This is a genomic window from Mesorhizobium sp. M1338 (assembly GCF_040318045.1).
In the GTDB taxonomy this organism is placed as follows: domain Bacteria; phylum Pseudomonadota; class Alphaproteobacteria; order Rhizobiales; family Rhizobiaceae; genus Mesorhizobium.
The window spans coordinates 49,261-62,559 of record NZ_JAMYLL010000015.1 but is presented as its reverse complement, the minus strand read 5'-3'; the positions used below and the strand labels follow the sequence as shown (position 1 = coordinate 62,559).

Genomic DNA, 13,299 nt, shown 5'->3' with positions numbered 1-13,299 from the left:
GCGGTCAGGCCGCCTTGACTTCCTCGGCGACGGCGTCGGCCTGACGCGCTGCCTTGAGCACCTTGGCCCACCACGCAACGTCGTTGACCAGCGCGGTCGCGGCCTGGTTCAGATGCTCGAGATCTTCCAGCTTCTTCTCGCCCTGGCGAACGGCGAGGAAATCGCCCCAGGCGATATGGACGGCCGATTTGACCGGCGCCATCTGCAGTTCGACCGCATGAAGGCGGAGCTGTTCGACGGCGCGGGAGCCGCCGACGCTGCCATAGCCGACGAAGCCGGCCGGCTTCTTGTTCCACTCATTGGCGGCGTAATCGATGGCGTTCTTCAGCACGGCCGTCGGACCATGATTGTATTCGGCGGCGGTGAAGATGAAGCCATCGAATTCGGCGACCTTCTTCTGCCAGCGTTGTGCCACTTCATTCGTCGACGGCACCCAGGCGGAGGATGCGACCTCGTCGAAGAAAGGCAGCGGGAAGTCGCGCAGATCGACGACTTCGACGTTGATGTCGGCATGTGACTTGGCGATCTTGGCGATCCATTCGGTCGGCACATCGGCGAAACGCGCGGCGCGTGTCGAACCGATGACAATGGCGATCTTGGGTTTGGACATGAAGGGCTCTCCTTGCAGGAAGTACTGGTATCGTTTGGATACCGGCGCTATATGAGATACTGTCAACTCGAGACGCAAGGAGGCACCTTTTTGTTACTGAGGCACCCGCACCGCACCGAGGATTGTCGCGCCATCTCGGAAATCCTGCAGCGCGTCGGCGACAAATGGACCGTTCTGGTCGTCGGCAAGCTGGGCGACGGACCGCTGCGCTTCAACGAATTGCGCGCAGCCGTCGGCGGCATTTCACAGAAGATGCTGACCACCACCTTGCGCGGGCTGGAGCGCGACGGCTTCGTCACCCGCACCGTGTTTCCGACCATTCCGCCGCGTGTCGATTATGAGCTGACCGAGCTTGGTCACGAGCTGCTGATCCCGGTCAGCGCGCTTGGCGAATGGGCGCGCAAGAACACCACGCGCGTCAGAGCGGCACGCGAAAAATTCGATAGTATGCATGCCTGAAACCGTTGCAGGGCAAGGGGTGCCGCCCGCACGTGACTTGGCTTGATCTGATCTGAGATTCTAGCTCGGCCGCGCGGATCGTTGCCCGATTGCGCGTGCTGTGTTGGCTGCCGGAATGCCTTCGTGATCCGTCCGCTGACGGCTGCCGCTCAGGCTCCCGATGTGCCGTTATCGCATCGAACCGCGGCACAGATATCACACCGCGCGGTCCGCTCGCCGAGGGCCTGGTGATCATGCGTGCAGGAGATGCGCGAGATGTCTTCCTTCACCTCCGCATAGGCGGTCACGCCGAGCAGGCAGGTCGTCACGACCAGCGCTGCCAGAAGCCAGCCGTTCAGCATATGTTGACGCATTGTCTCCCCTCCAACGCCGGCACAATCGGGCATGGAGGCAACCATTGGAAGTCGCGAAACGCGCCTCCCGCACGGGCGCTGTTACAAACGGCCGAGCGTGGGGCCATGCATGGGAGAACGGCGCCCGTCAGCCTTCGGCCGGAACCGCCTTCGGCTTGCCCTCGCCGTCCAGCGCCACCATGACGAAATCGGCGTGGGTGACCTTTTCCATCAGGTCCGAGAGGTAGCGCTGCGCCCAGGCTTCGACCTTGAGCGTCATCGAGGTGCGGCCGACGCGTTCGACATGGGTGTAGATGCAGAGCGTGTCGCCGATCTTCATTGCCTTGGCGAACGACATCTCTTTCACCGCAGCCGTCACCACGCGGCCCTTGGCGCGTTCAGCGGCGCGGATGCCGCAGGCCAGATCCATCTGCGCCATCACCCAGCCGCCAAAAATGTCGCCGGCGGCATTGGCATCCGAAGGCATGGCCAGCGTGCGAAGCGTCAGATCGCCGAGCGGCCGTCCTTCAGCGTAGTGCACCATGGGGGAAATCCTTCGAGAGCGGTTGCCCTCGATCCCGTAACGTCATGGCGCCGACAGGTCAACGCAGACTGCCCCCGGCGAAGGCTCACTTGGCCGCTAAAAGTAGCGCTCGAGGTTCGAGCGAATACGATCGAGCACGGTATCCCCGGAAAGGTCGGGAGAAAATTCCTTGCCCGTGATCGCCTCATAGGCCTGCGCATAGACCCGCGAGGCCTGTTCGACGATCTCGTCGGGTATTTTTGGGATCGGATCGCTGTAGGGATCGCACCGCGCCGAGACCCACGAGCGGATGAAATCCTTGTCGAAGCTCTCCGGCCGGCTGCCGCTGGCGAGCGCCTGTTCGTAACTCGCCGCGATCCAGTACCGGCTGCTGTCCGGCGTGTGGATTTCGTCGGCGAGAATGATGGTGCCGTTCTTGTCGGTGCCGAACTCGTATTTCGTATCGGCAAGGATGAGGCCGCGTTCGGCGGCGCGCTGCTGGCCGCGGGCGAACAGCCGCAAGGCATAGCCCGATACGGTATCCCACTGCGCCTGCGTGAGCAGGCCCTGTTCAAGGATCTCGGCTTTGGACAGAGGCTCGTCATGACCACCGTGGGAAGCCTTGCTGGTCGGCGTGATTATCGGCTCCGCCAGTTTTTCATTGTCGCGCAGGCCGTCCGGCAGGCGCATCCCATACATCTCCCGGTCGCCACGCTTGTAACGGGTCAGGATCGAAGTGCTGGTGGTTCCCGCCAGATAGCCGCGCACGACGATCTCGACCGGCAGGATATCGAGCCTTGTGCCGACGACGACGTTCGGGTCGGGGTATTCGAGAACATGGTTTGGGCAGATATCGGCGGTTTCCTCGAACCAGTACCGTGCCGTCTGGGTGAGGATCTCTCCCTTGAAAGGGATCGAAGTCAGGATGGTGTCGAAGGCGCTGAGGCGATCGGTTGCGATGATGATGCGCCTGCCATCCGCCAGATCGTAGTTTTCGCGGACCTTGCCGCTATAATGGCCCGGCAGTTCGGGAATGAACGCGTCAGGAAGGGTCCGCATGTGATTTCCTGCCTTCCGCAAATTGGTCGATGCCATCGCATAGGCCGTCGAGCCGGTGCATATCAAGCGCGATTGTCGGGAATCCCTGCAAACCCGGCCAGTTCGACGGTCGCTTTTTTCACAACTGATGCCGGAAGGCACAGCGACTTGGGAACGCCATGGCGTCTAGGCTGCGCCAGATTTCCGGCGCCGCCCGAACCAATCATGCAGACCCATCATGCAGACCTATGATTTCATCATCGTCGGCTCCGGCTCGGCCGGCTCGGTCCTGGCCGACAAGCTCTCGGCCTCGGGACGCTTTTCGGTGCTGGTGCTGGAGGCCGGCGGCACCGATCGCCGCTTCTACGTGCAGATGCCGCTCGGCTACGGCAAGACCTTCTTCGATCCTGATGTCAACTGGAACTACAAGGCCGAGCCGGACCCGGGCCTTGCCGGCAATGCCGACCACTGGCCGCGCGGCAAACTGCTCGGCGGCTCGAGTTCGATCAACGCCATGGTCTGGATCAGGGGCGCGCGCGAGGATTTCGACGCCTGGCGCGCCGCCGGCAATCCCGGCTGGGGCTATGACGACCTGTTGCCCGCCTTCAAGGCGCTCGAGGACAACCAGGCCGGCGCCGACGCATGGCGCGGTGTCGGCGGCCCGCTGCACATCACCGACTGTGCCGATGCCGTCCACCCGCTGACCAAGCGCTATCTCGCTGCCGGCCAGCAGGCTGGCCTGCCGCTCAACCCGGATTTCAACGGTGCCGTCCAGGAAGGCGTCGGCGTCTACCAGATCTCGACCCGCAACGGCCGCCGCATGTCGGCGGCGCGCGCTTTCCTGCGCCCGGCGATGAAGCGCAAGAACGTCCGCGTCGAGATGAATGCACTCGTGACAAAAGTCCTGTTCGAGGGCAAGCGCGCCGTTGGCGTCGAATATCTGCAGAACGGCGAGACGAAGATGGCGCGTGCCGGCCGCGAGGTCATATTGTCGGGCGGTTCGGTCAACTCGCCGCAATTGCTGCAGCTGTCCGGCGTCGGCCCGTCCGCTCTGCTTGGGGGGCTGGGCATTCCCATCGTCCATGCCAACGAAAATGTCGGCGCGCATCTGCAGGACCATGTCGGCATCAACTACACCTTCAAGGGCCGGCTGCCGACGCTCAACCAGATCCTGCGTCCGTGGTGGGGCAAGCTGCTGGTCGGCATGCAATACATCCTGACGCGTTCGGGCCCGCTGTCGCTGTCGATGAACAATGCCGGCGGCTTCTTCCGCACCGACCCGGCGGCGACCCGCCCCAACATGCAGCTCTATTTCCAGGCCTTCTCGACCGTCATTCCCAAAAGCGGCGAGCGCCCGATCCTGACGCCGGATCCATGGCCGGGTTTTTCCATCGGCCTGTCCAATTGCCGTCCGTCGAGCCGTGGCGAGATCATGATCCGCTCGGCCAACCCGCGCGATTACCCCAAAATCGTCGCCAATGCCTATTCGACCGAGGCCGACGTCGCCGAGATGCTCGACGCGGTGAAGTTCGTGCGCAAGATCGCCTCGATGCCCGCGATGGCCGAGATCATCGAGGAAGAGGTCCTGCCCGGTCCGTCGATCACCTCCGACGCCGATCTGATCCAGGATTTCAGGAAGCGCTCGGGGACCGTCTATCACCCGGTGTCGACTTGCCGCATGGGACCGGACCCCTCGCGCGCCGTCGTCGATCCGCGCCTCAAGGTGCACGGCATCGAAGGCTTGCGCGTCATCGATGCCTCGATCTTTCCCGACAACATTACCGGTAACACCAACGCCGCCTCGATCATGACCGGTTGGAAGGGCGCCGAACTGGTTCTGGAGGACCAAGAATGAAGATCACCGACGTCAAGACCTGGGTTGTCGGCAATCCGCCGCCCGGCATCGGCGGCAAATATTTCATCTTCGTCAAGCTCACGACAGACGGCGGCGTCGTCGGCTATGGCGAAGCCTACAACGCCACCTTTTCCGCCCATGTCACGGCGAAAATGGTCGAGGACATGGCCGAGCGCTATCTCGTCGGCCGCGATCCGCACGACATCGAGAATTTTTTTCGCCGCGCCTATTCCTCCGGCTTCACCCAGCGCCCCGACGTGTCCGGCATGGGCTGCTTCTCGGCGCTGGAAATGGCTTGCTGGGACATCATCGGCAAGGAGGCCAACAAGCCGGTCTACAAATTGCTCGGCGGCCAGGTGCACGAAACGCTGCGCTCCTACACCTATCTCTACCCGCACAGCGGCAGCGTCCATTCCGAGGACGCGCACGGCAGGAACGTCTACAACGATCCCGATCTCGCCGCCGCTTGCGCGCTCGAATATGTCGAGCAGGGTTTCAACGCGGTCAAGCTTGATCCAGCCGGCCCTTACACCGCCTTCGACGGTCACCAGCCGCGCCTTGTCGACATCGACCTGTCCACCCGCATGGTCAAGGCGATCCGCGAGGCTGTCGGCACCCGTGCCGACATCCTGTTCGGCACGCACGGCCAGTTCACCGCGTCCGGCGCGCTGCGCATGGCGCGCGCCATCGAGCCCTACGATCCGCTGTGGTTCGAAGAGCCGGTGCCGCCTGATATGCCCGAAGTGATGGCGCAAGTGGCCCGCGCGACCTCGATCCCGATTGCCACCGGCGAGCGGCTGACGACCAAGTTCGAATTCGCCCGCGTCATCGAGAACCGCGCCGCGACCATCCTGCAGCCGGACCTCGGCCGCTCCGGCGGTATTCTCGAAACCAAGAAGATCGCCGCCATGGCGGAGGCCTATCACATCCAGATCGCGCCGCATTGCTATTGCGGGCCGATCGTCGGCGCCGCCAACATCCAGCTGGCGGTGACGCTGCCAAACTTCCTCATCCTGGAATCCCTGAAACAGTGGGATGGATTTCACGCCACGCTGCTGAAGAAGAAGATCGAGTGGCAGGACGGCAACGTCATCCCCTCGAAGGAGCCGGGCCTCGGCGTCGAGCTCAACGAAGCGGTCTGCGACGCCCATCCCTACACCGGCAAGGAGCTGCATCTGCAGATGATGCAGACGCCGTTGATGCCGTGAGCGAAAGCTACGCCTTCATCGGACTGGGCCATCTCGGCGGCAACCTTGCCGCCAGCCTGATCCGCAACGGCTTTGCCGTCACTGTCTTCGACCGTGATCCCGCCGCTGTCGAGCGCCTCGTTGCGCTCGGCGCCTCCGCTGCGAACAGTCCCGCCGAGGCCGCAGCGATGGCCGGCAACGCCATCTCTTGCCTGCCGTCGCCCAAGGTCAGCGAAGCGGTGCTGGCTGGCCCCGGCGGCTTGCTCGAAGGGTTGCCCCAGGGCGGCACCTGGATCGAGATGTCGACCAATGGCCGCGACGAGATTCTTCGCCTCGCCGCCCTCGCCTCGGCCAAGGGCGTCGAGACGTTGGAATGCCCGGTCACTGGCGGCGTGCATCTGGCGGCGGCCGGAAAGATCACCGCGCTGGTCGGCGGCGATGCGGCGCTCTACGAGCGTCATCGCCCGGCGATCGAAGCGATGTGCGCGAAGTCCTTCCTGATGGGACCAATCGGCTCGGCGGCGGTGATCAAGGTCATCACCAACATGCTCGCCTTCGTCCACCTTGTCGCCGCCGGCGAAGCGCTGATGCTGGCCAAACGGAGCGGTCTCGACCTCGCCCAATCCTATCACGCCATCGTGGCCTCCTCCGGCAACAGCTTCGTCCACGAGACCGAAAGCCAGCTTATTCTCAACGGCTCCTACGACATCGGCTTCACAATGGACCTGGCGCTGAAGGACCTTGGCTTCGCACTCGCCATGGGCGAACAATCAGGCGTGCCGCTCGACCTGGCATCGCGCGTCAACGCGATTTTCGAGCAAGGCAAGGCTGCCTATGGCGGCAGCGCCTGGTCGACCCAGATCGTCAAATTGCTCGAAGATGCCGTCGGCACCGACCTGCGCGCGCCCGGCTTTCCGGCCAAACTCGAAATCTGACGCCGGCTAGATATCAAGCAATATCAGATGGTTGTATCCATCGGCGGATCCATCTGAATCAGTCTGTTAACGGCTTGATTCAGTATCTGAGCGTCAGCGCGCCGGGAAGGATCTCGAAGGTCGCGGGTATGCGTCCGGGCGACTCGCCGTCTATGTCGACCAGCGCGCCGTTCTTCTCCACATCGCCGAGCGGTTCGACCACCACTTTCCTGCCGCGCAGGATGGTGATTGCTGGATGATTGCGGTGCCGGCCGCCATAGAGCAGGCGGATGTCCCAGATCAGCTTCATCTTGCCGGCGGCGCGCAGGATGACGATGTCGAACTGCCCGTCGGTCAGTTCAGCATCCGGCGCGATCATCATGCCGCCGCCGAAGAATTTTCCATTGGCCACCGCCACCAGCGCCATGCGCGCCTCGACCGGGGCGCCGTCATCGACAGTGATCCTGACATCCTGGAAGCGGTAGCGGATGAACTCGACAACGGTGCGCCACAGGAACAGCGCCTTGGCCGGCATCCTGCCCTTGCGCTTGTCGGCATTGACGGCACGGTCAGTGGCGCCGGACAGGCCCAGGCTGGCGATGTTGATGAAGTGGCGACTGGCCAGCGCGCCATGGTCGTCGATGTAGCAGATGCGCCCGGCATCGACCTTGCGCGCCTTGGCCTCGGCGATTCGCCTCAGCGCCGCGTCCACCTCCTTCGGCAGGCCGAGGCCGCGCGCGAAATCGATGCCGGCGCCGCACGGCAACAGACCGAGTTCGGTCGTCCTGCCGCCCTCCTGGATCGCCTGCAGCAGCCCGTCGGCCACTTCGCTGGCGGTGCCGTCACCGCCCGCCGCGATCACCAGATTGAAGCCTTCAGCCGCAAGATCGAGCGCCAGCCTTTCTGCATCACCTTCGGCCTGCGTTTCGCGCAGTTCGAATTCGCCGAAATGCTTTTTCAGCGATGCGGCGACATCAGGCCAATGCCGTTTCAGCCGGCCGCCGCCGGCAATCGGATTGAGAATCACCCCGACTTTCAAGCGCACCCTCCCGCAAGGACATCGAAGCGCCTCGAATCCTTGCCGGCATTGAAGCCCGCACCGGTCGGCAGGGCAAGGCCGAATGTCTACCGATGCCGCCCACCATACGACGGATCGGAAAATCGCATTCTCGTTAGTTGGTCCCCGATAATCCCGCTATCCACAGGCCCTCGGCCATTTCGCAAAGCCCTTTCCCAGCGTAAGTTAAACCCATCTCAGGCGGCTACCGATCACCCAGCCGAAAGGCGAAGTGAAAGGCGGATTTCCTGAGGCCCGTACGGACCGAAGCGAGAGCAGGCTTGCCTGTTTCGAGGGACGGAGCCGAGACCTACGGGGCCGCGGAAAGCGTGCCAACGCCGACGGCGGACCGATGCTGCCATGAAGGACGGCAAAAACCTTCGATGGCGCGCAGGGCAAAGCCCGCAAGGGTGGAGACCGGTGTGGTCCCGAACGGACGCTGCTTTCGGGTGGCGGACTGGCAGGACCGTCAAAATCAAGGCCGGCAAGGCGCGACGACTTTACGGAAGTTGCTGCCGCGACCGTGTCCTGATCTGACAGGGAGGCGCTGGGAGAAATCCCGGCGCCGACTGTCTTTTCTCCCCTTTGCCGGCGATCTTGCGAGCGCCGCTTCACCGCGCGTTAAAATCGGTTAGTATCGGCGCGTCGTCAGAGTCTGTTTGCGAAACGGGCTCGTAGAAGGGGGATACTTCATGACGTTGATCCAGAAGCTTGCCGTTGCCTATGCCTTCCTGTTCTTCGGCGTCGTCGCTATCGGCTACATACCGCCGTTCAACGATGCCGAAGGCAATCTGTTCGGCCTATTCTCGCTGCAATGGTATGACGACCTGCTGCACGCCTTCTCCGGCGTCTGGGCGCTGGCCGCGGCCTTCATCTCGCACCGCCAGGCGGTTTTCTATTTCAAGCTGTTCGGCTCGGTCTACCTGTTCGACGGCGTGCTCGGGCTGATCACCGGTTCCGGCTGCCTCGATGCCGGCATCTTCATCAACGGCTTCCGCTCCCTCAACGATATCGAATTCCCGGCCCGCTTCTTCGCCAACCTGCCGCACATCGTCATTGGCGGCTTCGCCGTCTATGTCGGCTTCTGGCTGGCGAAGCGCGTACACGATCACTTCGCCACGGCCTGATCGGCCATGTTCCTGTTTCGCTGGCTGAAGCGCATCATCAAGACGATCCTCTGGCTGATCGTCATCGTCATCCTCATTCCGATCGTCGGGCTGAGCTACGGCTTCCTGACGACGTCGTCTCTCGACAAGACGCCGCTGCCCGGCATTGCCGACGGCGCTCCGCCCAAGGCGCTGGCCGACAAGGTCCGCGCCGAGATCCCCGGCTACCAGCGGCCGGAGGAATCGACCTTCCTCACCTATCCGGAATGGTCGATCGTCTACGCCGCGCGCGAATATGCCGGCTTCGTCGACAAGGACCAGCCGAGCGGCTTCCCCTACTGGTCCTATGTCGGACGCTTCTGGCAGGATTACGCCATGGTGATCCGCGCCAGCTCTCCCTACAAGTTCAACTACGCCAACCAGCAGATGCTGGTCATCATCGGCACCAGCCACTCGATCGAGCATATGCTGCAGTGGGCCTACGAGAACACTGTCGGCCGTATCACCGAGGCGACAGCCGGCAAGCGAACCGCCGTCGACATCTATCAGGCCAAGGTGGCGGCCGACTATGCCGCCTTCCTCGACCAGGTGCCGTGGTACGAGTTCCCCTATGCCGACAAGCGCGCCGGCCTGTTTGCGGTGCAGCCGGCGCCGAGCGACAGTTCCATTCGCACCAGCGAACGCAAGCTGGCATTCGGCCTCGCCGACACCATCAAGCAAGGCTACGCCGACCTGATCAAAAAGGCCCTCGCCGCCACGACCAACCCCGCCTTCCTCGACATCCATGTCTGGGCCAAGGGGCCGGTCGGTGAAGCCACGCGCGACGAGCCAGACACCTTGCTCGAACGCGACCTAGGCGCCGATGGCACCATCTTCGTCACCAAGCGCTATCAGGTGTTCACCGAAATGATTCCGCGCCTGATCGACAAGGGCGTGTCGTTCGTCGAGATCGGCGGCAACGACGAGATCATGGTCACCATGCTCTCCACCGACTCGATGGCCATCCCCGAAGGTATGCGCATCCTGTTCAGCTATCCTCTGCCGGCCGATCCGGCAACGCGCCGCACCGGCATGGTCGTCGCCGTGCGCAAGCTGCATCTCGTGCTGCCGGCGCTGATCAAGTCGGGCGCCCGGCTTGAACATGTCTATGACTACTGAGGCCTTTCGGCCACGCCCGGCCAGGATTATGCGTTTCGAGCGCTCCGCCACGCCCATTCCACAATCGCGGCCAAATCCCGCCTTGTTCGCGCGCGATGGAGTGTTGCATGTCGCCCAAAAGTGGAATCCGGTTTTGGGATCACGACATCAACCTGAATGGGTTGCCGGGGGGCATCTCGAAGGGACGAGACCGTGATCAAGACCGCCCTTGTCGCCATGACCATTGTCGGCTGCGACTGCGATGCCAAGCTGTGCGAATATATCGGTGAGACGCCGGCCAAGTGGTCGACCGTCGCCGAGTGCGAGGCCGCGATGAAAAGCCAGATGCTGCACGAGCGCAATTTCAACTATCCGCTCGTCTCCGGCATCTGCCGCACGAAGGGCTCGTCGTCCTCCTCGCAGCTGGCCGCGACCGCGTCGCGCCCGGAATTGAAGCCAGCCAGCCGGATTGTCAGAACCGAAAGTCCATTGCCGCCTGAATTGAGCCACCGGCCGAGCGTCCCGGTCGGTTCGCCGACGACGGCCATGGAAGCCGACGCCGCCCGGCCCGTCGCCTATGAACAGGTGGTCGACGGCGGAACCGGCGTGCTCTATCGCACGAAAAACGGCTACGCCGTGGTCAAGACCGACCTTGGCCGCGCCGCTTCCGCGACCGCCGACGCAGCGAAACGCTCCGTAAGCTGGCTGGCCGGACTGGTGCCGAAGGGGCTGTAGTCCCTACAGCTACAACTTCACCTTCAGGCTCTGCCAGAATTTGTCGATCAGCGGCTTTTCGGTAGCCACGTCCTCGCCGGCAATGCGGGTGATGAACAGCAGCCCCCGATCGGCAACGCCGAAGCCGACGATCTCGAAATCAGCCGTGTCGGTGCGTGTCTTCACGACAGCCTTTATGCCGGTCAATTCCTTGCCGTCGGCGAGCTTGCGCGTCGTCGGCTCCTGCGTAAGCGTGGCACCGGCCTGCACCGATTCCTTGGTCATCTCCTGCAGCATCAGCTGGTTCAGCGACACCGGATTCATCTTGCCGTATTCCTGCACGACAACGATCGTGCCCAGCGCCGACGCCATCAGATACTGCGTGATGTTCTCGCCAAGGTCGGTCTTGGTCACCGAAATATCGCTCGGATGGACGAAGGAGAAATCGCCGCCGGAAAAGGTGGCGAAGTCGTTGCGCTCGAGCGTCACCTTGCTCTTTCTGCCGCCGGGCAGCGTCATGCTTGTGCTCTCGCCGGGATCGATATCGACGGTCACGCCGTCGATCGTCAGCTTGAAGGCCTTGAGATCCTCGGCTGCCGAAGGTCCGGCGCACAGCGCAATGAGGGTGAGTGCCGCCGCCGATACCATGCGCATGGCTGTTCTCCTGCTTTTTACGCCACCCCGCTCAGCGCCTTGATGGCACGGTAGAAGGTCGAGGAAAACAGTTCCGTCGGGTCATATTGCCGCTTCGCCGCCAGGAAGGCCGGCAACTCGGGATAGGAGGCCAGCAACTCCTTGGCCGTATAATGCAGTTGGTAGGGCAAGAAGAAACGGCCGCCATGCTTGATGGTCACATCGATCAGCGCTCGGGTCAGCGCCCGCATCCTGGCGTTGCCGTCGGCATCGGTCGGCTGGTTGATGTAGAGCACCAGCGAATAGGCCGGCTCCGGCGCGTAGGTCAGTGCGACATCCTCATTGTGGACGATGCGCACCGAAGCATTGAGCACCGGCAGCGTCTGGTTGCGCAGAATATCGCGGGCTTCCGCGATGAATGGATTATAGGCGGCGCGTGGAATAAAATATTCGTGCAGGATGTCTGTCTCATCCAAAAGGTCGTTGAACAGATACGGCACTGAATCGTGCATCGGGTTATTGCGGGTGACGAGGCAGGCCTCGCCTTCGGCCATGGCCGAGCTGCGAGCCACCGTGCAGCTCTCGAATTTCGGCTCCAGCGTCTTTTCGGTGAACCACTTCAGCTCCTGGAACAGGCTGCCCCATTTCGCCATGTTGATGATCACGCGCTTCAGCCCGACCGAACCCGGCTCGCCGATCGCGGGCTGATCCGCCGGCGGCTGCTCGGCCACCTTGTCATAACGGTAGACGATCATGTCCTCGAGGAAATTGCGCGGCGCCGTCGACAGATGGCCGTAAAACAGGCCGATCGCCCTGTTCGGCTCCAGCACCTCGGCGAAGAATTTCGGGAAATCGTCGGATTTGATGATTTCGCGAGAGGTCCGGTAGACGGCGTTGTCGACGATATCGAGCGTGGCTTCGAGCACCACGCCGAACAGGCCGTAGCCGCCGACGACGTGGCGGAACAGATCGGTGTTCTGGGCAGGCGAACAGGTCGTCACCGACCCGTCGGCAAGCATCACCCGCATCGAGCGGATCGAGCTCGCCACCGAACCCGCCTGATGATCCATGCCGTGCGCATTGACCGACAGCGAGCCGCCGACCGAGAAGATGTCGGTGGACTGCATTGCCTTCACCGCGAAGCGCGGATGCAAGAGGTTCTGGATATCGTGCCAGCGCGCGCCCGGCTGCAGCGTCATGGTCTTCGCCGCGGCGTCGACCGTCACCTTGTTGAATTTTCTGAGGTCGAGTACCAGCGCATTGTCGTCGAAGGCGTGCCCGCCCATCGAATGACGGATGGCCGCCAGCGACACTTTCAAGCCATTGGCGCGCGCGAAGGCCAGCGCCTTGGCGATGTGCTCCTCCTTGCTGACTTCGACCACGCCATAGACCGGCGTCTTCGAGAGACCGCTGGCATCGTTGATGTCGCCGCCTTTTGCCGACCAGGGCAGCGACGCGTCAAACGCCGGCGCACTCTCCAGCGGCTTCAGCGGCAGCGCGATGCCGTCGATATCGGCGATGCGGCCCGCGTTCTTCGGTCCCAAAGGCCCGCGCGCCAGCCGCGCCACCGTGTTGCCGCCCCACAGCACCGCGCCGCCGACGACAGCCGCACCCAGCAACAGCCGCCGCGACAGCCGAAATCCCTTTTGTTCGTCAGCCATGAGTATCCCCCGTGGCCAAGGGATAGCGCGGCCTGCTGGCAAAAACCATAGTGGTCGCGCGGAAGAACGTTCC

General features: G+C 63.1%; 14 protein-coding genes. 7 read left to right on the top strand and 7 right to left on the bottom strand.

What is annotated here, in order from left to right; genetic code table 11:
• Positions 1-4: 4 nt before the first annotated feature.
• Positions 5-610 (bottom strand): NADPH-dependent FMN reductase, encoded by a 606-nt coding sequence (locus NKH19_RS16205; RefSeq protein WP_352627661.1) that lies wholly within the window; start codon positions 608-610, stop codon positions 5-7.
• Between the two features lie 90 nt (positions 611-700).
• Between NKH19_RS16205 and NKH19_RS16200 the strand changes: the two genes are divergently transcribed.
• Positions 701-1,069 (top strand): winged helix-turn-helix transcriptional regulator, encoded by a 369-nt coding sequence (locus NKH19_RS16200; protein WP_352863831.1) that lies wholly within the window; start codon positions 701-703, stop codon positions 1,067-1,069.
• A gap of 149 nt (positions 1,070-1,218) precedes the next feature.
• Here the strand turns inward: NKH19_RS16200 and NKH19_RS16195 are convergent, their stop codons facing one another.
• The 3 genes from NKH19_RS16195 to NKH19_RS16185 all read right to left on the bottom strand — a co-directional run bounded on the left by NKH19_RS16195 (position 1,219) and on the right by NKH19_RS16185 (position 2,983).
• Positions 1,219-1,422, bottom strand: coding sequence for a hypothetical protein (locus tag NKH19_RS16195; protein WP_352863833.1), 204 nt, complete (start codon positions 1,420-1,422; stop codon positions 1,219-1,221).
• Between the two features lie 127 nt (positions 1,423-1,549).
• A complete protein-coding gene (locus NKH19_RS16190; RefSeq protein ID WP_024504171.1) occupies positions 1,550-1,945 on the bottom strand; it encodes an acyl-CoA thioesterase in 396 nt (131 codons plus the stop codon).
• Between the two features lie 96 nt (positions 1,946-2,041).
• Entirely contained in the window at positions 2,042-2,983 is a 942-nt protein-coding gene (locus NKH19_RS16185) for a phosphoribosylaminoimidazolesuccinocarboxamide synthase (protein ID WP_352863835.1), read from the bottom strand.
• 217 nt (positions 2,984-3,200) lie between these two features.
• Between NKH19_RS16185 and NKH19_RS16180 the strand changes: the two genes are divergently transcribed.
• Genes NKH19_RS16180 through NKH19_RS16170 form a run of 3 tightly spaced genes read left to right on the top strand, consistent with a single transcriptional unit; the run spans position 3,201 to position 6,939 of the window.
• Positions 3,201-4,817 carry a GMC family oxidoreductase gene (locus tag NKH19_RS16180; protein ID WP_352863837.1) on the top strand — a complete coding sequence of 539 codons (1,617 nt, stop codon included), beginning with the start codon at positions 3,201-3,203 and terminating at the stop codon, positions 4,815-4,817.
• Complete coding sequence (locus tag NKH19_RS16175; RefSeq protein ID WP_352863839.1) at positions 4,814-6,025, top strand: mandelate racemase/muconate lactonizing enzyme family protein; 1,212 nt, start codon at positions 4,814-4,816, stop codon at positions 6,023-6,025. Before NKH19_RS16180 ends, NKH19_RS16175 begins: the two co-directional genes overlap by 4 nt.
• Positions 6,022-6,939: an NAD(P)-dependent oxidoreductase gene (locus NKH19_RS16170; RefSeq protein WP_352863841.1), complete on the top strand. Its 918-nt coding sequence runs from the start codon at positions 6,022-6,024 to the stop codon at positions 6,937-6,939. Before NKH19_RS16175 ends, NKH19_RS16170 begins: the two co-directional genes overlap by 4 nt.
• Positions 6,940-7,018: 79 nt before the next feature.
• Here the strand turns inward: NKH19_RS16170 and NKH19_RS16165 are convergent, their stop codons facing one another.
• Positions 7,019-7,957, bottom strand: a complete 939-nt coding sequence (locus tag NKH19_RS16165; protein ID WP_352863843.1) for a diacylglycerol/lipid kinase family protein — start codon at positions 7,955-7,957, stop codon at positions 7,019-7,021.
• A gap of 710 nt (positions 7,958-8,667) precedes the next feature.
• Here NKH19_RS16165 and NKH19_RS16160 point away from each other — a divergent pair.
• From NKH19_RS16160 to NKH19_RS16150, 3 genes are all read left to right on the top strand, one after another.
• A complete protein-coding gene (locus NKH19_RS16160) occupies positions 8,668-9,102 on the top strand; it encodes a DUF4383 domain-containing protein (protein WP_352863845.1) in 435 nt (144 codons plus the stop codon).
• A 6-nt stretch (positions 9,103-9,108) separates the two neighbouring features.
• Positions 9,109-10,239 (top strand): hypothetical protein, encoded by a 1,131-nt coding sequence (locus NKH19_RS16155; RefSeq protein ID WP_352863847.1) that lies wholly within the window; start codon positions 9,109-9,111, stop codon positions 10,237-10,239.
• 192 nt (positions 10,240-10,431) lie between these two features.
• Positions 10,432-10,953, top strand: a complete 522-nt coding sequence (locus NKH19_RS16150; protein ID WP_352863849.1) for a hypothetical protein — start codon at positions 10,432-10,434, stop codon at positions 10,951-10,953.
• 9 nt (positions 10,954-10,962) lie between these two features.
• Here NKH19_RS16150 and NKH19_RS16145 read toward each other — a convergent pair whose 3' ends face one another.
• A complete protein-coding gene (locus NKH19_RS16145; RefSeq protein WP_352863851.1) occupies positions 10,963-11,586 on the bottom strand; it encodes a hypothetical protein in 624 nt (207 codons plus the stop codon).
• A gap of 17 nt (positions 11,587-11,603) precedes the next feature.
• Complete coding sequence (locus NKH19_RS16140; protein ID WP_352863853.1) at positions 11,604-13,226, bottom strand: FAD-binding oxidoreductase; 1,623 nt, start codon at positions 13,224-13,226, stop codon at positions 11,604-11,606.
• Between the last annotated feature and the right edge of the window lie 73 nt (positions 13,227-13,299).